15 protein-coding genes are annotated in these 19,328 nt (G+C 73.1%); 4 read left to right on the top strand and 11 right to left on the bottom strand.

Going from position 1 to position 19,328, the window contains the following annotated elements; all coding sequences use genetic code 11:
* Window positions 1-108 precede the first annotated feature (108 nt).
* On the top strand, window positions 109-3,123 hold the full coding sequence (locus AB0L37_RS32470; RefSeq protein WP_365513570.1) for a bifunctional [glutamine synthetase] adenylyltransferase/[glutamine synthetase]-adenylyl-L-tyrosine phosphorylase: 3,015 nt from the start codon (window positions 109-111) through the stop codon (window positions 3,121-3,123).
* On the opposite strand, the gene AB0L37_RS32465 is transcribed toward AB0L37_RS32470, so the two are convergent.
* Both AB0L37_RS32465 and AB0L37_RS32460 read right to left on the bottom strand, forming a co-directional pair.
* Window positions 3,111-3,968: a phosphatase PAP2 family protein gene (locus AB0L37_RS32465; RefSeq protein WP_365513567.1), complete on the bottom strand. Its 858-nt coding sequence runs from the start codon at window positions 3,966-3,968 to the stop codon at window positions 3,111-3,113. The two genes, AB0L37_RS32470 and AB0L37_RS32465, sit on opposite strands and share 13 nt — an antisense overlap.
* 75 nt (window positions 3,969-4,043) lie before the next feature.
* The gene (locus AB0L37_RS32460) at window positions 4,044-5,078 is read right to left on the bottom strand and encodes a LacI family DNA-binding transcriptional regulator (RefSeq protein WP_365513564.1); all 1,035 of its coding nucleotides are present in this window, start codon (window positions 5,076-5,078) and stop codon (window positions 4,044-4,046) included.
* Between the two features lie 202 nt (window positions 5,079-5,280).
* Between AB0L37_RS32460 and AB0L37_RS32455 the strand changes: the two genes are divergently transcribed.
* Entirely contained in the window at window positions 5,281-6,912 is a 1,632-nt protein-coding gene (locus AB0L37_RS32455) for a fused response regulator/phosphatase (protein ID WP_365513561.1), read from the top strand.
* Here AB0L37_RS32455 and AB0L37_RS32450 read toward each other — a convergent pair.
* On the bottom strand, window positions 6,866-7,399 hold the full coding sequence (locus AB0L37_RS32450; protein WP_365513558.1) for an N-acetyltransferase: 534 nt from the start codon (window positions 7,397-7,399) through the stop codon (window positions 6,866-6,868). The genes AB0L37_RS32455 and AB0L37_RS32450 overlap by 47 nt on opposite strands.
* Before the next feature lie 65 nt (window positions 7,400-7,464).
* On the opposite strand from AB0L37_RS32450, the gene AB0L37_RS32445 reads away from it, so the two are divergent.
* Window positions 7,465-7,818, top strand: a complete 354-nt coding sequence (locus AB0L37_RS32445; RefSeq protein WP_365513556.1) for an isomerase — start codon at window positions 7,465-7,467, stop codon at window positions 7,816-7,818.
* A 4-nt stretch (window positions 7,819-7,822) separates the two neighbouring features.
* Here AB0L37_RS32445 and AB0L37_RS32440 read toward each other — a convergent pair whose 3' ends face one another.
* From AB0L37_RS32440 to AB0L37_RS32410, 7 genes are all read right to left on the bottom strand, one after another.
* Window positions 7,823-8,515 (bottom strand): TetR/AcrR family transcriptional regulator, encoded by a 693-nt coding sequence (locus AB0L37_RS32440; RefSeq protein ID WP_365513554.1) that lies wholly within the window; start codon window positions 8,513-8,515, stop codon window positions 7,823-7,825.
* Between the two features lie 60 nt (window positions 8,516-8,575).
* Window positions 8,576-9,652, bottom strand: a complete 1,077-nt coding sequence (locus tag AB0L37_RS32435) for a PDR/VanB family oxidoreductase (protein ID WP_365513552.1) — start codon at window positions 9,650-9,652, stop codon at window positions 8,576-8,578.
* Entirely contained in the window at window positions 9,649-10,542 is an 894-nt protein-coding gene (locus AB0L37_RS32430; protein ID WP_365513549.1) for a metal-dependent hydrolase, read from the bottom strand. The genes AB0L37_RS32435 and AB0L37_RS32430 overlap by 4 nt, the downstream gene beginning before the upstream one ends.
* A 172-nt stretch (window positions 10,543-10,714) precedes the next feature.
* Entirely contained in the window at window positions 10,715-12,628 is a 1,914-nt protein-coding gene (locus tag AB0L37_RS32425) for a hypothetical protein (RefSeq protein ID WP_365513546.1), read from the bottom strand.
* Window positions 12,629-12,670: 42 nt separating this feature from the next.
* Window positions 12,671-13,207: a tetratricopeptide repeat protein gene (locus AB0L37_RS32420; protein WP_365513544.1), complete on the bottom strand. Its 537-nt coding sequence runs from the start codon at window positions 13,205-13,207 to the stop codon at window positions 12,671-12,673.
* 17 nt (window positions 13,208-13,224) lie between these two features.
* Complete coding sequence (locus AB0L37_RS32415; RefSeq protein ID WP_365513541.1) at window positions 13,225-14,031, bottom strand: tyrosine-protein phosphatase; 807 nt, start codon at window positions 14,029-14,031, stop codon at window positions 13,225-13,227.
* Between the two features lie 96 nt (window positions 14,032-14,127).
* A complete protein-coding gene (locus AB0L37_RS32410; RefSeq protein ID WP_365513538.1) occupies window positions 14,128-17,235 on the bottom strand; it encodes an alpha-N-acetylglucosaminidase in 3,108 nt (1,035 codons plus the stop codon).
* Between the two features lie 126 nt (window positions 17,236-17,361).
* Between AB0L37_RS32410 and AB0L37_RS32405 the strand changes: the two genes are divergently transcribed.
* Window positions 17,362-17,805, top strand: coding sequence for a hypothetical protein (locus tag AB0L37_RS32405; RefSeq protein WP_365513535.1), 444 nt, complete (start codon window positions 17,362-17,364; stop codon window positions 17,803-17,805).
* A gap of 32 nt (window positions 17,806-17,837) precedes the next feature.
* On the opposite strand, the gene AB0L37_RS32400 is transcribed toward AB0L37_RS32405, so the two are convergent.
* Entirely contained in the window at window positions 17,838-19,325 is a 1,488-nt protein-coding gene (locus AB0L37_RS32400; protein ID WP_365513532.1) for a DUF1996 domain-containing protein, read from the bottom strand.
* Window positions 19,326-19,328 lie beyond the last annotated feature (3 nt).

The raw sequence follows: 19,328 nt of genomic DNA, 5'->3' as shown, positions 1-19,328 counted from the left end.
CCAGAGCTCCGGTTCGTAGGAACGACTCTGCACCCCGGCGCGACTCATCGGCACCGGCCGGACGGCAGTACGCTCATGACCAGTGTGTGATCGAACAGGAGGCCGGGAATGTCGGTGCCGCAAGGGCGACGGAGCAGTACCTTCACCCGCCTGCTGCGGCACGGGTTCACCGACCCGTCCGGCGCCGAGCGGCTGCTCGACGCCCCCGCCCTGTCCGCCGTGCGCTCCGACCCGCTGCTCCTGGACGCGCTCGGCGCCACCGCCGACCCCGATCTCGCGCTGCTCGGCCTGGTCCGGCTCGTCGAGGCGCAGGACCGGGTCGCCACCGACGGTGCGGGCCGCCGCGAACTCCTCGACACACTCATCACCGCGAAGCCGCTGCGCGACCGGCTGCTCGGCGTGCTCGGCGCCTCCGAGGCCCTCGCCGACCACCTCGCCCGCCACCCCACCGACTGGCAGGCCCTCGTCACGTACGAGCCGAGCGACCTGCACCCCGGCGTCGAGGAGTTCGAGCGCGGCCTCGCCGACGCCACCGACCCGGTGTCGCTGCGCGTCGCCTACCGGCGCTGTCTGCTGTCCATCGCCGCGCGCGACGTGTGCGGCACGACCGACATAGTGCAGACCGCCGCCGAACTCGCCGACCTGGCGACCGCGACGCTGCGCGCGGCCCTCGCCATCGCCCGCTCCGCCGCGCCCGCCGACGCCGCGCAGTGCAGGCTCGCCGTGATCGCGATGGGCAAGTGCGGCGGCCACGAGCTGAACTACGTCTCCGACGTCGACGTCATCTTCGTCGGCGAGTCCATCGAGGGCGGTGAGGGCGCCGACGAGGGCAAGGCGATCCAGGCCGCGACCCGGCTGGCCTCGCACATGATGCGGATCTGCTCCGAGACGACCGTCGAGGGCACCATCTGGCCGGTCGACGCGAACCTGCGCCCCGAGGGGCGCAACGGCCCGCTCGTGCGCAGCCTCTCCTCCCACCTCGCCTACTACCAGCGCTGGGCCAAGACCTGGGAGTTCCAGGCGCTGCTCAAGGCCCGCCCGGTGGCCGGCGACCCGGAACTCGGCGAGGAGTACCTGGCCGCCGTCTCACCGCTCGTGTGGCAGGCCGCCGAGCGCGAGAACTTCGTGCCCGACGTGCAGAAGATGCGCAAGCGGGTCGTCGAGAACATCCCGGCCGGCGAGGTCGAGCGCGAACTGAAGCTCGGGCCCGGCGGCCTGCGCGACGTCGAATTCGCCGTCCAGCTCCTGCAATTGGTGCACGGCCGCTCCGACGCGTCGCTGCGCAGCGGCACCACCCTCGACGCGCTCGCGGCCCTCGCCGACGGCGGCTACGTGGGCCGGGTCGACGCCGTCCAGCTCGACGACGCGTACCGCTTCCTGCGTACGCTCGAACACCGCATCCAGCTCTACAAGCTGCGGCGCACCCACCTCGTCCCCGAGGACGAGGCCGACCTGCGGCGCATCGGCCGCTCGATGGGCATGCGCACCGAACCGCTCACGGACCTCAACCGCGCCTGGAAGCGGCACACTTCGGTCGTCCGCCGGCTGCACGAGAAGCTGTTCTACCGCCCGCTGCTCGACGCCGTCGCCCAACTCGCGCCCGGCGAGATCCGGTTGAGCACCGAGGCCGCCCGCGAGCGGCTCGTCGCCCTCGGCTACGCCGACCCCAGCGCCGCCCTGCGTCACCTGGAGGCCCTCGCGTCCGGCGTCAGCCGCAAGGCCGCCATCCAGCGCACCCTGCTCCCGGTGCTGCTCGGCTGGTTCGCTGACTCGGCGGACCCGGACGCGGGACTGCTCAACTTCCGCAAGGTCTCCGACGCGCTCGGCAAGACGCCCTGGTACCTGCGGCTGCTGCGCGACGAGGGCGCCGCCGCCGAGAACCTCGCCCGCGTCCTGTCCGCGGGACGCCTCGCCCCCGACCTCCTCATGCGCGCCCCGGAAGCCGTCGCCCTGCTCGGCGCCCCCCAGGGTCTCGAGCCGCGCGACCACGCCCAGCTGGAGCAGGAGGTGCTCGCCGCGGTCGGCCGCGCCACCGGCGCCGAGCAGGCCGTGGTCGCGGCGCGCGGGGTCCGCCGCAGGGAGCTGTTCCGTACGACGGCCGCCGACATCGTCGCCTCGTACGGCACCGAGGACCAGCCCGTCGTCGCTGATCAGGGCGCGCTCGTCGACCGGGTCGGCGGCGCCGTGTCCGATCTGACGGCGGCGACCCTGGCGGGCACGCTGCGCGCCGTCGTCCGCGAGGGCTGGGGCGACACCCTGCCCACCCGCTTCGCGATCATCGCCATGGGCCGCTTCGGCGGCCACGAACTCAGCTACGGCTCCGACGCCGACGTCCTGTTCGTGCACGAGCCGCGCGACGGCGTCGGCGACCAGGAGGCCGCGCAGGCCGCGAACAAGGTCGTCGCCGAGATGCGCCGCCTGCTCGCCCTGCCCAGCGCCGACCCGCCGCTCCTCATCGACGCCGACCTGCGCCCCGAGGGCAAGTCGGGCCCGATGGTGCGCACCCTGAAGTCCTACGAGGCCTACTACCGCCGCTGGTCCCTCGTCTGGGAGTCACAGGCGCTGCTGCGGGCCCAGCACGTCGCGGGCGACGAGGAGCTCGGGCGCGCCTTCATCGACCTGATCGACCCGCTGCGCTACCCGGCCGAGGGCCTCGGGGACGACGCCGTGCGCGAGATCCGCCGCCTCAAGGCCCGCATGGAGTCCGAGCGGCTGCCGCGCGGCGCCGACCCCACCCTGCACACCAAGCTCGGCCGGGGCGGCCTGTCCGACGTCGAGTGGACCGTGCAGCTCCTCCAGCTCCAGCACGGCTGGGCCGAACCGGGCCTGCGCACCACCCGCACCCGCGAGGCCCTCGCCGCGGCCTGCGCGGCCGGGCTGCTCCCCACGGAGGACGCGGCGATACTGGACGAGGCATGGGTGCTCGCCGCCCGGGTCCGCAACGCGGTGATGCTGGTACGCGCCCGCGCGGGCGACACGTTCCCCTCCGACGGGCGCGAACTCGGCGCGGTGGGGCGCTACTTGGGGTACGACCCCGGGCACGTCGGCGACATGCTGGACGACTACCGGCGGATCACGCGGCGGGCGCGAGCCGTCGTGGAGGAGCGGTTCTACGGGGCGTAGGACCGGCCGGAGCCGCCGAAGGTGCCCGGGGACGGCCCGACCGACCTGGGCAGCCGGTACGGCAGCACGCCGTACCACAGGCGCGCCACCGCGAAGCCGAACGCCAGGCAGACCATCCCGCCCACCGCGTCCAGCCAGAAGTGGTTCGCCGTCGCCACGATGACCACCAGCGTCGCCACCGGGTAGAGCAGCCCGAGCACGCGCACCCACGGCACCGAGGCGAGCGCGAAGATCGTCAGCCCGCACCACAGCGACCAGCCGATGTGCATCGACGGCATCGCCGCGTACTGGTTCGACATGTTCTTCAGATTGCCGGACGCCATCGAGCCCCAGGTCTGGTGCGCGGCGACCGTATCGACGAAGTGCCCGCCGGTCATCAGGCGGGGCGGCGCGAGCGGATAGAAGTAGTAGCCGACGAGGGCGACCGCCGTCGTCGCGAACAGGACGAGACGCGTCGCCGCGTACCGCCCCGGGTGGTAGCGGAACAGCCACACCAGCACACCGAGCGTGACCACGAAATGGAGCGTGGCGTAGTAGTAGTTCATGCCGACGATGAGCCAAGTCACCGAGTTCACGGCATGGTTGACGCTCTGCTCGACGGCGATCCCGAGGTGGTGCTCGAGCTGCCAGATCCAGTCGGCGTTGCTCAGGGCCTGGGTCTTCTGCTCCGGGACCGCGTTGCGGATCAGGGAGTACGTCCAGTAACTCACCGCGATCAGAAGGATCTCGAACCAGAACCGGGGCCGCCGCGGCGTGCGGAAGCGACGCCCGACCCGGTCCTCCGCGATGGGTGAGGTGGTGGGCCCCTGTCGGCCTTCCAGTGTCGTCACGGTCTTTTCACCCATAGACGCAGAGTCTGCCAGATTTCGGCTCTTCGTCCGATCATCCCTCGGGCGGGTTCGAGCCGCATCCTCTACGCCCTACGGACGAGGCCGCACCCCAGGGGACGAGGCCGTGGAGCCGCGGACCACGAGCTCCGGCATGAACACGAATTCACTCTGAGGAGCGGGTGTCCCGCCCATTTCTTCGAGGAGCGTGTGGACGGCCGCCTGACCCATCGCGTGCACCGGCTTACGGATCGTGGTCAGCGGCGGATCGGTGAACGCGATCAGCGGCGAGTCGTCGAACCCGACGACCGAGACGTCCTTGGGAACGTCCAGGCCACGCTCCCGCACCGCCCGGACGGCACCCAGTGCCATCATGTCGCTGGCGCAGACGACCGCCGTGCAGCCCCGGTCGAGCAGCGTGGCCGCCGCGGCCTGACCACCCTCCAGCGTGTACAGGGAGTGCTGGACGAGGTCCTGCTCCACCTCGTCGGAGGGCAGGTCGAGCAGCTCCTTCATCGCGCGTACGAAGCCCTCGATCTTGCGCTGGACGGGCACGAAGCGGCGCGGGCCGAGCGCCAGACCGATCCGGGTGTGGCCGAGCGAGACGAGATGCGTCACCGCGAGACGGGCCGCGGCCCGGTCGTCGGGGGAGATGAACGGCGCGGCGATCGACGGCGAGAACCCGTCGACGAGGACGAAGGGGACGCCCTGGCCGCGCAGCTGCTCGTAGCGCCGGGTGTCGGCCGTGGTGTCGGCGTGCAGCCCGGAGACGTAGATGATGCCGCTGACCCCGCGGTCGACGAGCATCTCGGTGAGCTCGTCCTCGGTGGAGCCGCCGGGTGTCTGCGTGGCCAGGACCGGCGTGTACCCCTGCCGGGTCAGGGCCTGCACCACGACCTGGGCGAGCGCCGGGAAGATCGGGTTCTCCAGCTCGGGCGTGATCAGGCCGACCAGGCCGGCGCTGCGCTGTCGCAGCCGCACCGGGCGCTCGTAGCCGAGCACGTCGAGTGCGGCCAGTACGGACTGGCGGGTGGCCGCGGCGACACCGGGCTTGCCGTTGAGCACGCGGCTGACCGTCGCTTCGCTGACCCCCGCTTGTGCTGCTATGTCGGCCAGGCGCGCGGTCACGGGACGCGACTGTACCGGTCACGTGCCGTATTGCCCACTGTCGACGGCCCGGGGGAGAAGTTCCGCGGGCGCGCGAGGCGTTGAGCGCGCCACCCTGATCGGTGAAGGCGGTCGAATCGCTGCCGCGTCACCCGCCCGCGGCGGTAACTTGGTGAAGCCGCGGACCGAGGGGGTCCGCACCGCATTCCCCGAGGGCCGCCCCGTGAACGCCATCGCTCTTGGAACCGCGATCGACCGCGGCAGCACCGTCCTGGTCGTCGACGACACCCCCGCCAACCGGTACGCGATGGGCGCCGTCCTCAGCCGTGCCGGGCACCGGGTCGTGCCCGTGGCCTCCGCCGGCGAGGCCCTGGTCGAGCTGGACGTGCGGATGCGGGCCGGTTCCCTGCCCGACGTGGCGCTCGTCGACGTCGGCCTGCCCGACCTCAACGGGTACGAACTGTGCCGCAGGGTCAAGGCGTTGCCGTCCCTCGCCGCCATCCCCGTCGTCCACTTCTCCGCCCAGCCGTCCGGGCCCGACGCCCGCTGCCGCGCGCTCGACGCGGGCGGCGAGGCCTATCTGACGGTGCCCGCCGAACCGGAGGAGATCCGCGCCGTGGTCCGGGCCGCGCTGCGCGGCGCCCGCGAACTCACCGACGTACAGGCCCAGTTCGGGCGGCTCGCACTGCTCTCCGAGACCGTCGTCGGCGTGCAGGGCGCCCGCTGCCTCGGCGAGCTCGCCGGAACCGCGGCCGACGCGACGGCGCGGCTCACCGGGCAGAGCGCCGCCGTGTTCGTGCTCGGCGGCGACGAGGTGCACGCGGGCCTTTCCCGGCGCGCCGCGCACACCCCCGTCCCCGACGCCGCGGAGCGCGCGGCCGCCGCGGCGCTGGTGCGGCGCGTCATGTGCGCCCGCGGCGGGGTGCGGACCGCCCTGGTGCCCGGATCGCTGTGGCCCGCCGCGTACTTCGGGCCCGGCGACGTACGGCTCGTGCTCGCCCGCACCGGCCAGGGCCATCTGCCCGTGTGCCTGGCCACGCCGGTCTACGAGGACCCGGCCGGGCGGGTCGGCCCGCTCGTCGTGCAGCTCGCCCGCGCCGTCGCGCTCGCCGCCGAACCCCTCGTCATGTACGAGCGCGAGCGCCATGTCGCCCTCACGCTCCAACGCAGCTTCCTGCCCGCCGAGTTGCCCCACGTCCCGGGCGCCGAGGTCGCCTTCCGGTACGTCCCCGCCTCCCGACAGGCCGAGATCGGCGGCGACTTCTACATGGCGCTGCCCACCCCCGCCGGGTTCCTCATGGGCATCGGGGACGTCGTCGGACACTCCCTCGACGCGGCGACCGTGATGGTCGAGATGCGGCACGCGCTGCGCGCCTACAGCCTCGAGGACCCCTGCCCCGCGCGGCTCGTGACCCGCCTCGACCGGATGCTCCAGCGCTACCACCCCGAGGTCACGGCCACCCTCTGCCTGGCCCTCGTCGACCCGGCGACCGGCCGCACCCACATCGCCAACGCGGGCCACATCCCGCCGCTCCTCGTCTCCGCCGGGGGCGAGGCCCGTTACGCCGACGCGGCGGGCCCGCTGCTCGGCCTGGGCCTGCCGCACCCGGAGCCGACCGCGCTCGACGTCGCCCCCGGCGACCGGATCCTCATGGTCACCGACGGCCTCATCGAGACCCGCGGCGTCGACCTCTCCGAGTCGATGGAGCAACTGCGCGGCGCCGCGGCCGCGGCCCCCGCACCGCCCGACGCGCTCTGCGACACGCTCCTGTCCTGCTTCGGCCGCGACCGCGGCGACGACATCGCCCTCATCGCCCTGCGCACGGCCCCTTCGGCGGCAGTTCCTTCTCCATGAGCGTCACCGCGTAACTGCTGCCGCCCGCCCCGGACTTGAAGGGCTGCTCGCCGACCACCGCGTACCCGCGGCCCTCGTAGTACGTGCGCAGCCGCGGGTTCGTCGACACACAGTCCAGACGGCACAGCACACGCCCCGCGTCACCGATCCGCCGCTCGGCGTGCGCGAGCAACTCGGCCCCGGTCCCGGCCGGGGCGTCCCGCCGCACCATCAGCCGGTGTACGTACCCGGCCACAGGGGGCTGCTCGCCCCACGCCGGCTCGTCCGTCCACCACAGTTCGTACGCGCCGACGACGCCGCCCGCGCACTGCGCGAGCCACACCTCGCCCTCCTTCATGCGCAGCCGGAAGTGCTCCTCGTCCTTCTCGCCGGGCTTCCACTGGTCGATGCCGCGCTCGGCCATCCAGCGCGCCGCACCGTCGTACAGGGCGACGAGAGTGCCGAGGTCACCGGTGTCCGCACTGCGGAACGAGAGTTGTGCCGTCATGGCGATCACCGTAAAGGTGACCAGTGACAACGCCGCGAGCGACCCATCCGCACCCGGAGCCCCGTATGCCTCAGATCACCGTCGACCACTCCGCGTCCCTCGACGACCGCCTCGACCGGGCCGGTCTCGCCGGGGCCGCGCACCAGGCCTGTGTGGAGCACGTCGCCGCGCGGATCCCGGCCTGCAAGACCCGCTTCCGCAGGGCCGAGGAGACCGTCGTCGGCGACGGCGCGACGGACGCCGCCGTCGTCCACGTGGAGATCGCGCTGCTCGCCGGCCGCACCGAGGAGGCCAGGACGGCGCTCGCCGAGGCCGTCCTCGCCCTGCTGCCGACGTACATCAAGGAGCCGGAGGGCGTCCACCTGTCGGTGGAGGTACGCGACCTGGAGCCGGCCTACCGCTCGGCCGTACCGGCCTGAAGCCTTAAAGAGGCGCCAGTTTGACGAGCCGCGCCACCAGGTCCGTGAAGGGCCCGTCGGCCGGCTCGCCCGCGAGGAGGTGGCGCAGGAGTGCCGCCATCTCCTCGTCGTAGGCGGCGCTGACGGCGGCGAGCGCCGCGAAGTCGTGCACCAGCTGGAGCTGGAGTTCCTCGCGCGGGATGCGCCGCCCGTCCAGCCAGAGCAGCGCCGTCGACTCGGCCAGCGAGATCCAGGAGCGGACCACCAGCTCCAGGCGCGGGGACGGCGCGACGACCCCGAGGTGCGCGAGGATCTGGATGTACGCGGCCTGCCGCACGGAGTCGATGAGCGCGTTCGTCGCCGACGAGCCGACGGCAGGACCGCCGCGCATCAGCGCCGAGAAACCCGGCCCGTGCTCGTCCACGAAGTCGAAGAAGCGGCCCATCACGCGCAGCAGCCGCGCCCCGAGCGGACCGTCCTGCGGCTCCACGAACCGCTCCGCCAGATCCTCCGCCGCCCGCTTCAACGCGGCCTCGTACAGGCTGAGTTTGCCCGGGAAGTAGTGGTAGACGAGCGGCCGCGAGATGCCCGCGGCCGCCGCTATCTCGTCGATGGAGACCTCGTCGGGGGAGCGGTGGCTGAACAGGTCGAGGGCGACCCCGATCAACTGCTGCCGCCGCTCCTCGACTCCCATTCTGCGCCGCACCCCGGTAGTCATGCCGAACACTCTACCGAGCGGTTCCGGCCGCACAGCAGGCCGTACGGACCACGGGTACGGCTACAGGTCGAGCACCAGCCGCTCACCGCGCGCCCGCGAGACGCAGATCAGCATCGAGTCGCCCCGCTCGGAGTCGGTGAGCAACTCGTCGCGGTGGTCGATCTCCCCTTCCAGGACACGCTGTTGGCAGGTTCCGCAGAACCCTTGCTCACAGGAGTACGAGACGTTCGGCAGCTCGGCGCGGACCGCCGCGAGGACCGTGGAGTCGGCCGGCACCTCCACGACCGTGCCGCTGCGCCGCAGCTCGACCTCGAAGGGACCGTTCCCGTCGGCCGTGTTGCGTGGCGTGAATCGTTCGAGGTGCAGGGCGCGCCCCCCGGGCAGCTGCTCCTCGACGGCCGCCATCAGGCCCTCGGGCCCGCAGCAGTACACGGCCGTGCCGGGCGCGGTCGCCGCGAGCGCGCCCGCCAGGTCGGGCCGCCCGTCGGTGTCCTCGGCGACGACCGTGACCCGGTCGCCGTGGGCGTCGAGCTTCGCGAGGTCCTCCAGGAACGGCATCGAGGCCCGGCTGCGGCCCCCGTACAGCAGGCGCCAGTCACCGCCGCGCGCGGCGACCTCGCGCAGCATCGGCAGGATCGGCGTGATGCCGATGCCGCCCGCGACGAACAGATGGGCAGGGGCCTTGGTGTCGAGCGGGAAGCGGTTGCGCGGCCCGCGCACCTCGACCTCCGCGCCCTCCTGCACCTGCTCGTGCACCTCGCGCGAGCCGCCCCGCCCGCCCTCGTCGGCCGGGATGAGCCGCGCGGCGACGGTGTACGACGACGTGTCCTCCGGGTCACCGCACAGCGAGTACTGCCGTACGAGACCGGAGGGCAGCACGAGATCGAGGTGGGCGCCCGGCCGCCAGGCGGGCAACTCGTGTCCTTCCAGGCGGAGTTGGACGACACCGTCGGCTATCTGCTCGTGCCGTGTGACGAGCAGCGTGAGCGCGCGGGCCCGCGGCCGCCCCGACGTCGGCTCCTCCAGGGCGGGCAGCGGCCACAGCGGCGACCTCCCCACCCGACGGCGCAGCGCCCGGCGCACCACGAGCGCGGCACCGGCGACGAGGACGGCCTTGCGGAGGGTACGGGCGTTCATCGGGCGGCTCCTGCGGCCCGGGCCTCGGCGGCCGTCGCCGCGGGGGACGTGGCGAGATAGGCGACGGCCTGGTCGGTGTCGCCCTCCTGCTCGGGGTGGTAACTCCGGCTCAGATAACGGGGTATGGACCGCACCATGGCCCCGGTCGACGGCAGCACGCCCTGCCGGCCGCCCCGGTGGAAGTCCAGCCAGCTGACCTTGCGCGCCTCCTCGTCGGTCAGCGTCGGGTCGTTCGCCATGAAGAACCGCGTGCCGCGCTGCCACAGGAAGACCAGCGCCGTGAACGCGGTGGCCCAGGTGCGGGCCCGCCGTCGGTAGCTGCCGTCGACGTGCAGGAACAGCTCGAAGGCCACCGACCGGTGCTCGACCTCCTCGGCGCCGTGCCAGCGCAGCAGATCGAGCATCGTCGGATCGGCGCCGCGCCGGTCGAGCTCGTCGGCGTTCAGGATCCAGTTGCCGAGGAACGCCGTGTAGTGCTCGATCGCCGCGATCAACGCGACCCGCTCGAGCAGCCACCACTTGCGCGCCTTGCCCGGCGGCAGCGTCCGGTCCCCGAGCAACTTCTCGAAGAACCAGTCGACTTGGGCCGTGTACGGCGTCGGGTCGAGACCCTGCTCGCGCAGGTGCGGCAGCACTTCGTCGTGCGCCTGCGAGTGCATGGCCTCCTGGCCGATGAACCCGATCACGTCCTCGCGCAGCCGGTCGTCCGTGATGAGCGGCAGGACCTGCTTGTAGACGTGCACGAACCAGCGTTCCCCTGCCGGGAGCAGCAGGTGCAGCACGTTGATGGTGTGCGTGGTGAACGGGTCGTCCGGGAGCCAGTGCAGCGGTGTCTTGTCCCAGGCGAAGGAAACCTGGCGTGCCTTCAGCGGGACGCGGCTATTAGACATGGCGTCAATGTACTGACGGGTAGGCCCAGAGGTAACCCCCGGGACCCGACTTTCGCTTTTTGAGCCCCCTGCTCCAAGCCCCTGCTCCAAGCCCTTGCTTTTGAGTCCCTCCGGTGTCTTTCAAGTCCCTCCGGCGATTGAGGAGCGGGGTCAGGGCGGAGCCCCGCAACGCTCACCGCAGTACCCTCACCGTGGCACCCCCCGAGGTCCGCCCGCTCAACGACACCTTCACCCCGCGCCCCACCGGCACCGCCACCACATTCCCCGCCACGGAAGACCCCGCCGCCGTGACGGAGTCGACCCGCGAACTCCCCGCCCCGACCAGGTACCACGTCCCGCCCCGCGACTTCCACCGCACCCCGGCGAGCACCAGCGGGTCCCGCGACCCGCAGGCCGGCGCATCCTGCGCCTTCGCCGCCACGACCGCCGTACGCGCCCCGGGCGCCCGGAACAGCGCCAGGGTCCGCGGCCCGCCGCCGCGCCACGTCTCCGCACGGGTGCACACCCACTCCGCCGTCCCGTTCCCCTCGGGCAGCGCCTGACGCGCGTACGCCCAGGAGTTGACGGAGCGCACCCCGTGCGAGCGCGCCGAGGCCAGCGAGCATGCGGTCGTCGCCCAGTCGGCGGGCCGGGACTCGCGGGGCGCGTCAGGGCGGCCCGCGGTGAGCTGTGCGGGCACGAGTTCGCCGAGGTCGGTGGAGAGCCGGGTGGCGACGGAGTCGGTCAGTGCCAGCGCGTTCCACGACGTACAGGTCGAGGAGACGGCCGGGCTCGGGAACGGCGCGGTCACGCCGTCCTTCGTACGGGACAGCTTCAGCGGCGCCGCGGCCGGATCGAGGAGGTCGCGGACGGCCGCGCCGGTGACCCAGGGGGCCGTCAGATAGCGGACGTTGCCGTCGGAGCGGGCGACGACCACCGCGCCCGACTGCGGGCCCGCCGCCCCGTCGACCCGCGCGAAGTCGAGGGCGGCGCCGCTCGTGCCGTTCTCCGGTTCGGCGTAGCGGACGATGCGCAGACCGTCGTAGAGCAGGACGACGCGCGCCCGGCCGACCTCGCCCGCGTACAGAAGCTGCGCGGGACCCGGCGGGGCGCCGGCCGGGGTGCCGGGCGTGGCGGAGACCTGGACGGACTCGCCGGGCCGTGCCCACACGGCGAGGGCGCGGCGCAGCAGGCCCTTGTCGCCGGTGAGGGAGCCGCGCGCCGGCCACACGGAGAAGTCGGTGCGGGCCGACGACTGCCAGGCGGTGGGCGCCACCTTCGTCAACTTGCCGGGATCCAGGGCGGCTTGGCCCGCCGGGTTCTGTGCGTACGGCGGGGCCGCGGCGCCGTCGGGGCCCCAGCCCTCGCCGGGCAGGCCGAGCAGCGCGCCGCACACCGCGACGGCCGCGGCCGCCGCGATCGCCGCCTTCACGTGCTGGCGGCGGCGCATCAGGTCGGTGGGGCGGGCGTGCAGGGAGCACGGGTCGAACTCAGGGGACTCCAGGAGCGCGTAGAGCGCTTCGACGCCGCCGGCCTCGGCCAGCGCGGCGGCCGCCTCCTCGTCGGTGCAGCCGGCCTCGGTGAGGATCGCGCGGACCGCCGCGTCGTCGAGGCGTTCCAGGCCGCGCAGCACGTACGCGGCGCGGGCGGGGCCGCCGAGCGCGGAAAGCCTCTGGTCCAGGGCGAGTTCATCGGCGCCGCCCGACTTCGGGAAGAGGCGGAGCCCCCACACCTGCGGCAGCAGCGACGGGAGCTGGGCCCGCTTCGGCCAGGCCGCGCGGCGCAGCGGGAGCCCCGCCTCCAGGGCGCTGCGCAGGACGCGCAGCCGCACGTACGCGTAGCCGGGGTCGCCGGTGCGGCCCTGCGCGCCGCGCTGGGCGGGGATCGCCGCCGGGGCGGGCGCGGTCCGGCCGCGTGGCAGGGCCCGCTGCGTCACGGAGTGCGCGGTCAGCACGCGGCGGTTGCGGCCGAGCCCCGGCGGCAGCACGAGGTACGCGAGGCGGACCAGGCGTGGGTAGTGCTCGACCAGGGCCGCTTCGGCCTGCTCCACGTCGATCACGTCGGCGCGGGCGGTTCCGCCGGGGGACGGGGACTTGGGTTGCTGCACCTTTGACTGCACGTTCAGCAGAACGAGCGAATCATGGGATGGTCACCCCGCGCGGCCCGAGCCCTGCCGGGAATCCGCCAACTCCCGTGCGTAGTTGGCCATGGAGCGCTGGTACCGCGGCAGATGCGGCGCCAGCGCCCCGAGCACGAGGCCCAGGCCCTCCCTGTCCCGCCCCAGGCTCGACAGGCACAGGGCCAGGCACCCGCGCACCGCGTCGTCCAACTCGTCGCCGGGCGCGCTCAGTTCGGGTTCGAGAAGGGCCACGCCCTCCGCCGCGCGGCCCGTGTTCCGCAGCGAGCTGGCCAGCTGGATCTTGGTGCGGCGGGCGCGGTAGCCGGTGAGGCCGAGCCGCAGCGCCTCCTCGTACTGCGGGACGGCGAGGTCCGAGTGGCCGGTCGAGTCGAAGGCGCAGCCGCGCTCGAAGGGGCCGACGGGGCTGTCGGCGGGCAGCTCGGCGGCCAGTTCGGCGATGCGCGCGCGAAACCGCTCGGCGTACTCCTCGCTCTCGTCGGACGACGCCTCGAAGTCCGCCCACGCGGCGGCTATCCGCCGCTCCCACTCACTGTTCTCGGTGCTCATCGGGCCACACTCGGAGATCAGCCGGGATACGTCAACCGTTCTTTGACGGCCGCCACCGCTTCGTCCGGGACACCGAGCCCTTCCCGTACGTACTTCTCGACGCTCCCGTAGCGCACCGCCACCTCGTCCTGCGCCGCATGCAGGTAGCCGGGCGTCACGCCGATCACGGAGAGCGCCACGTCCGGGTCGCCGCCCTGCGCCGTGAAGCCCTCGACGAGCGGGGCGAACGCGGCCCGTACGGCCACGTTCACCGACAGGTACTCGGCCTCGACGGTGGCGTCGTCCGCGCCGAGCAGCGAGAGGATCACGGTCGCGCCCCAGCCCGTACGGTCCTTGCCCGCCGTGCAGTGGAAGAGCAGCGGGCCCGCGTCGGGCGCGGCCAGTTCGAGGAGCAGCGTGCGGTACGCGGCCTGCGCCGACGCCGTCGACACCAGGGCGCGGTACGTGTCCGCGAACAGGGCCTCGGCCCGGCCCCGGCCGAGCACCCGCTCGGCGGCCACCGGATCGGCGAGGACCTCCTTGAGCTGGGCCGCGGCCGGGGCGACCCCCGCCTGGGCCAGCTTGTCGGCGAGCGCGTCGGCGACCAGGTGGCGCACCCCGTCAGGGACCCGGTCGGGGTGCGCGGCCCGCTCGGCGTCCGTACGGAAGTCGATGATCGTGCGCAGGCCGAGCGCGGCGACGGCCGGGTCGGCCGTCGGGTCGAGCAGGTCGAGCTGCCCGGAGCGCAGGACGAGCCCCGGGCGCACCACGGCACCGTCGGCCAGCGGGGTGCCGCCGAGGTCGCGGAGGTTGGTGACGGTGGTGGCGGCGATGGGCTCGGCCATGGGCGGGACTCCCGTACGTTCAGGTTTGCGCGGTTTGTCCCGCCCAGTCTCCCTCACCGATCCGCCCGCCCGCCCGCCCGCACGCACGGACGGACGCTACGTCAGCTGCCACCCGCTGAACTCGACCGTGCCCCGCGTCCCGTTGCCGCCGTTCGTCGCCGTCATGAACAGGCCCACGTCCTGCGTCGCCGCCGCCCCCGGCACGGCCGCCGTCGCGATCGTCCGCCACGTCGCCCCGCCGTCCGTCGAGCACTCGCCCGTGTACGAGCCGCCGCTCCTGGTCAGCCGCAGCAGCACCGGCGCCTTGATCCCGGTGATCCGCTTGTACGTGTCGAGGGTGCCGTCGCCGTTCGTGTCGTAGGACAGGACCACGCCCTGCGACGGCGTCACCGACAGGTTGACGAAGCCCGACGACCCGGGTGCGGCAAGGGAGTTGCGGACGATGATGCCGGCCCGCGCCCACGCGCCCGTGACCGCCTGGGAGTCGACGCGCAGCACCGCCACCGACCCGTCGCGGAAGGCGCCCTCGCGGTAGACGGTCCCGAACTCCGTCGTGCCCTTCCACAGGTCCGCACCGCCGCCGTCGATCGCGAAGCGGTCCTCCAACTGCCCGAAGACCGCGGCGTTGTTGCTGTACGTCTTCCAGCCCCCGGCCAGCGGCCCGGCCTCGAAGAGGGTGCCCTTGTGCTCGTACGTGACCCGGTCCTCGCCCGCGGGCCCGTACCGCACGTCGATCGTGTACGGCAGCGGGCGCAGCGGCCGGTCGAGCGGCGTGTCCGGCGCGCTCGCCCGCCACACCACCGTGCCCTCGCCGGCGGGCGGCACGCTCGCGAGGTACGTCGGCCCTTCCGGCTCCGCGTCGATGCCCTTCAGGTCGAAGTCGACCCGGCCGGTCGCGCGCAGCCCGTTGACGTTGTGGAAGGTGGCCGCGACCCGTGCGTGCCCGCCGGGCGGGAACGCGGGCGGCTCGGCCGCGACCGTGACGGCGCCCTGGTACGGGGCGCGCGCGAGGACGTCCCGCACGCGGGCGGCCGTCCGGTACGCGTCGCCGTACGGCCGCAGCGGATAGTCCTTCGTCTCGCGCGTCCACGGCTCCTCGAACGCGAACCAGTCGACCTTCTCCGGCTCGCGGCCCGCCGCGAGCGCGTCGCCCAGCTCGTCGAGCCACTTCTGCCAGCGCGGCAGATAGAAGTCGGCCATCAGGCCGTTCCACTCGCGGTTGCCGTACTCGTGGAGGTTGCCCGGATCGGAGGTCGCCCGGTCGCCCCACACGGTGATGAGTACCTTCGCGCACCGCTCGAACTCGGCGCGCTCGGCTTCGCTCGTCGCGAGATCGCGCGCGTCCTGGATCCAAGGCCCGAGAAGGAAAGCCGAGTTGGTGCCCGTCACCTCGTCCGAGAGCCGCATCAGCTTCAGCCACAGCGTCGCCAGCGCCTTGAACGTGGCCTGGTCCTTGTCCGCGTACGCCGCCTTCAGCTGCGGCAGGAACTGCCGGCTGCGGTGCGCGAGCGCCTGCCGTGCCACGTCCACCAGGTCGTACTTGTAGGCCGCGCTGCGCCTCAAGTCACCTGCCACGCCCAGGAGTCCGGACAGCGCCGCGTCGAAGCGGGCCGGGTCGTAGGTGAGCGCGCGCGGCGCGTAGTAGGCGGCGCGGTCGGCCGAGAGGTCCGGGCGGGCCGCGAACAGCGAGTCGTGCGGGTCGGAGCGCTCGACCGCCTTCTGCTGGTACGCCGTCTCGTGCAGCGCCCGCCACGCGGCGCGGGCGTCCTGGTCGCGCCGCCCGTACCGGAAGTCCGCGTACCCGGCGAACCAGGCCGCCCGGTTCAAGTCGCTGTCCATCCAGGCCAGTTCGGACCACAGCTCGAAGGCGGCCGGGTCGCGGTCCGTGCCCTCCGGCAGATACGCGGTGCCGGCGAGCGCGCTGCCCGGCTTGTCGCGCCAGGCGAAGAACTTCTCCTGCCAGATGTGCGCACGGGCCCCGATCGTCGTCCGGCCGCCGAAGTTGGGGATCGTGCCGAACGCGTACGGGGTGCCGCCCCAGTCCTTCTCGCGGTCCGTGACCGACGTGAACCGGTCCGAGACGCCGTCCACGATCAGCATCTTCTTCTTGTCGATGGCGTCGAGCAGCTCGGGCAGCGGGTTCGCCTCCCAGCCGAGGATCACCCAGGTCGCGCCGGGACGGTTCTTCTGGAGCGCCGCCTCCACGCCGCGCGCCGCGTCCGGCACCGGCACGTCACCCGCCGTGCCGCCCTCGTGCAGCAGGTCCATCTTGAACGCGTCGATCTCGCCGAAGAGGTCCCTCTGATGCCCGTAGAACGACTCGGCGACCTGCGCGAAGGACGTCGTGCGCGGGTCGAGCCAGTCCGGCCGCTCGAAGCCGTGCCACACGCCCTGCGGCACGACGTGCGCGTCGCCGCCGTTGCGCTCCACGAAGCCCTTCGGCACGTGCCCGTAGTAGCCGGGCATCACCGGCTTCATGCCGAGCTCGCGCAGCCGGTCCGTGATCTTCCGGCCCAACTCGGCGCGCTCCGCGATCAGTTCGGGCGTGAGCGGACCCCCGTACCCGAAGAGGTTCTGGAGCAGCCACCACGGCTGGTGCGAGGGCGCCGGGAGCCAGGCCCGCGACTCCTCGTCGCTGTAGCCGAAGTCCTTCAGGACGCGGTGGTAGACCGCCTCCATGCCCGCGATGACCAGGACCTCGTTGCAGCCGTGCAGCGCGAGGATGTCCAGCTCGCGCTCCCAGTACGACCAGCCGGCGAAGGGCGCCGTGTAGCCGTCGTTGGTGTCGTTGAGGGCGAACCGGTGGGGGAGCGGCGTCGACTTCTCCAACGGCTTGCCCGGGGCCGGGAGCCGGCCCGGCAGGTCGAGCTGGTCGCCGTTCCAGGCGATGTGCGCCTTGCACACGTACTTCAGATACCAGTGGACCCCGGCCAGGATCACGGCCGGGGTCGTCCCGTACACCTCGATGCGGCCCCGTGTCCCGGACACCCGGAATCGGTCCGCGCCGCCCTGCGGGGCGAGAAGTCTGAGTCTGAACTGGTCCGCGTGGTGCGGCAGCCGTCTCTTGAGCACGGCGAGCGCCGCGGACGTATCAAGGGCCGGTGCGGCATGTGCGGCCGGGGCGAGGCCCAGGCCTCCCAGCGTCGTACCGAGCCCGATGGCACCTGCCGTGCCGAGAACCGTGCGTCGCGTTGGCGCGGACATACGTGGAACCCCCTGCGTCGGATGGTGCGGCGCACGCTAACCGGGTGCACGTCCGTGCTCAACGGTGCGTACGGGTCTGGCGGGAACGTGTCGGCGCGGCCCGTACCCGAGTGACAGGAGAGTGCGATGAGGAAACTGCTGGTGGCGGGGGTCGTGGTCCTCGCGGCCGCGACCGGGTGCGGCTCCGGGGGCTCCGGCGACGGCGCCCCGAAGATCCCCCGAACGGCGACCGGCACCCTGGAACAGCTCGCCCACCGGGCCGGCTGCGACCCCGACGTCCAGACCGACGCCGAGGAGCTGCGCCAGGCCAACTGCGGATCGGGTCGAGCCCGTTACGTCCTCGCCACCTTCGCCACCGACCGGGGCCAGGCCGAGTGGCTCGACGCCGCCGACGACTACGGCGGCACGTACCTGATCGGCCGCAAGTGGATCGCCGTCGGCACCGACCAGGTCGTGACACGGCTGCGCGGCCGGCTCGGCGGGACCGTGGAACGGTCCTCCTCGCACCACTCGGGGAGTAGCGGTGGTGGGGGTCACGAGGAGGGCTCCGGACATACGGGTCACCACTGAGCCGGCCGCGCAGCGGCCGGGGCGGGGGCCGCTCAGGCGCAGCGGTCCCCCCGGTTGATGCAGCTCGCCACGCGCCGCATCAGCCGGTCGTCGAAGACGTTGATGAAGTCGCCGTGGTCCGTGACCGGCTTGTGCAGCTGCTCGGGGAACGAGTCCACCGCGAAGCCGGGGCCCGGCGGCACGTCGTACACGATCCGCTGGACCAGCTGCGGGATCGCCTTGAACCCCTGCGGGCAGGCGCCCGTCCGCGGGTCCTCGAAGGCCACGTGCGTACGGTGGTTGGCGCTGTCGGTGTTCGTGCCGTCCCAGCAGCTCTGGAAGCGGAAGGAGCGCACGACCTTCGAACCGTCCGGGCAGATCGGGTACTTGTCCTTGAGCTGCCGGTCCTCGAAGCCGGTGCAGCTCCAGGAGGCGTTGGCGTTCGCCGTGCCGTTCGTCTGCGCCTTCGCGTCGCCGGTGATGATCCGCAGGAAGCGCGGCATCGGGACGACCTTGCTCGTCGGGTTGCCGTCGAACTTCAGGGTGACCGACGACGGGGTCTGGATCTCGCCGGTGTTCTGGTCCCTGCCGCCGCCGTCGGCGTCGACGTCGTTCTCGTCGTTGCCGTTCTGAAGGCGCAGGACCGGCCAGTAGTACGTCGACCTGTCGCCCTGGTTGCGGCAGGTGGTGTCGCCGGCGGCGAGGACGTCGTCGCTCGCGAACGCGTCGTTGGCCTGGTTGCCGACGTAGTCGTGCATGTGGTGGGCGCCGTTGCTCACACCCGGCGCGACGATCACGTTGTCGGGGTTGAACTTGCCGTTCGCGTTGCGCCCGCACTTGGTGGTGAAGGTGCCGCGCGAGGCGCCGGTGCGGTTGCGGGCCTTGACGACGTTGGGCTGCACGGACCGGATGTCGACGAAGTCGCTCGCCTCGGGCCCGTTGCCCTGGCTCTGTCCGCCGCCGGCGGGCGGCTGTGCGCTCTGCGACGAACTGGCCGACGGCTGCGCGGAGTCGGACGGGGGCGGAGCCGGCGACGAGCCGCCCGCGTTGCCGTCGCCGGGCTGTCCGGTGCACGGCGCCATGCCGTCGAGCCCGTCGGGCGCCTGCCCGCCGGCCCGGTTGATGTCCAGGCGGATCCGGTCGAGCACCGCGGCGCGCTTGTCCTTCAGCGGGCCCAGGATGGAGTTCCGCACGAACGCCGGATCCTGCGCGGCCGCGTCCCGCGTCGTGGCGAGGCGCTGGTAGGCCTCCGTGATCTGCGTGTCCAGCGTGGCCAGTTCACCGTCGACCGCGCCGCGCGCTCTGTCCGGCACGTCGGGCAGCGAGGTGCCGACGTCCGGGCAGTCGATGGTGGCGACGTGCTGTTGCTGCTGTGCGGCGTCGCTGCCCGCGTCCTGCCCCGTGCCGGCGGAGTTCTCTTCATGGGCCGACGCGTACACGTTGACCGCGACCAGCCCACCTCCGCCCAGAAGCAGTGCGGCCGACGCGATGGTCATGCGCGTCGCCAGCGATGAGCGCCGTTTCCGTGAGGTGCGTCCCATGGG

This window comes from Streptomyces sp. NPDC052225 (assembly GCF_040679615.1).
In the GTDB taxonomy this organism is placed as follows: domain Bacteria; phylum Actinomycetota; class Actinomycetes; order Streptomycetales; family Streptomycetaceae; genus Streptomyces.
This window is presented reverse-complemented; position numbering and strand designations above follow the sequence as displayed.

What these genes read in the sequence shown, in the direction of transcription:
- AB0L37_RS32470 (WP_365513570.1), top strand. Translation starts at nt 109, where the DNA reads ATGTCGGTGCCGCAAGGGCGACGGAGCAGTACCTTCACCCGCCTGCTG.
- AB0L37_RS32465 (WP_365513567.1), bottom strand. Translation starts at nt 3,968, where the DNA reads ATGGGTGAAAAGACCGTGACGACACTGGAAGGCCGACAGGGGCCCACC.
- AB0L37_RS32450 (WP_365513558.1), bottom strand. Translation starts at nt 7,399, where the DNA reads ATGACGGCACAACTCTCGTTCCGCAGTGCGGACACCGGTGACCTCGGC.
- AB0L37_RS32445 (WP_365513556.1), top strand. Translation starts at nt 7,465, where the DNA reads ATGCCTCAGATCACCGTCGACCACTCCGCGTCCCTCGACGACCGCCTC.
- AB0L37_RS32440 (WP_365513554.1), bottom strand. Translation starts at nt 8,515, where the DNA reads ATGACTACCGGGGTGCGGCGCAGAATGGGAGTCGAGGAGCGGCGGCAG.
- AB0L37_RS32435 (WP_365513552.1), bottom strand. Translation starts at nt 9,652, where the DNA reads ATGAACGCCCGTACCCTCCGCAAGGCCGTCCTCGTCGCCGGTGCCGCG.
- AB0L37_RS32430 (WP_365513549.1), bottom strand. Translation starts at nt 10,542, where the DNA reads ATGTCTAATAGCCGCGTCCCGCTGAAGGCACGCCAGGTTTCCTTCGCC.
- AB0L37_RS32420 (WP_365513544.1), bottom strand. Translation starts at nt 13,207, where the DNA reads ATGAGCACCGAGAACAGTGAGTGGGAGCGGCGGATAGCCGCCGCGTGG.
- AB0L37_RS32415 (WP_365513541.1), bottom strand. Translation starts at nt 14,031, where the DNA reads ATGGCCGAGCCCATCGCCGCCACCACCGTCACCAACCTCCGCGACCTC.
- AB0L37_RS32410 (WP_365513538.1), bottom strand. Translation starts at nt 17,235, where the DNA reads ATGTCCGCGCCAACGCGACGCACGGTTCTCGGCACGGCAGGTGCCATC.
- AB0L37_RS32405 (WP_365513535.1), top strand. Translation starts at nt 17,362, where the DNA reads ATGAGGAAACTGCTGGTGGCGGGGGTCGTGGTCCTCGCGGCCGCGACC.
- AB0L37_RS32400 (WP_365513532.1), bottom strand. Translation starts at nt 19,325, where the DNA reads ATGGGACGCACCTCACGGAAACGGCGCTCATCGCTGGCGACGCGCATG.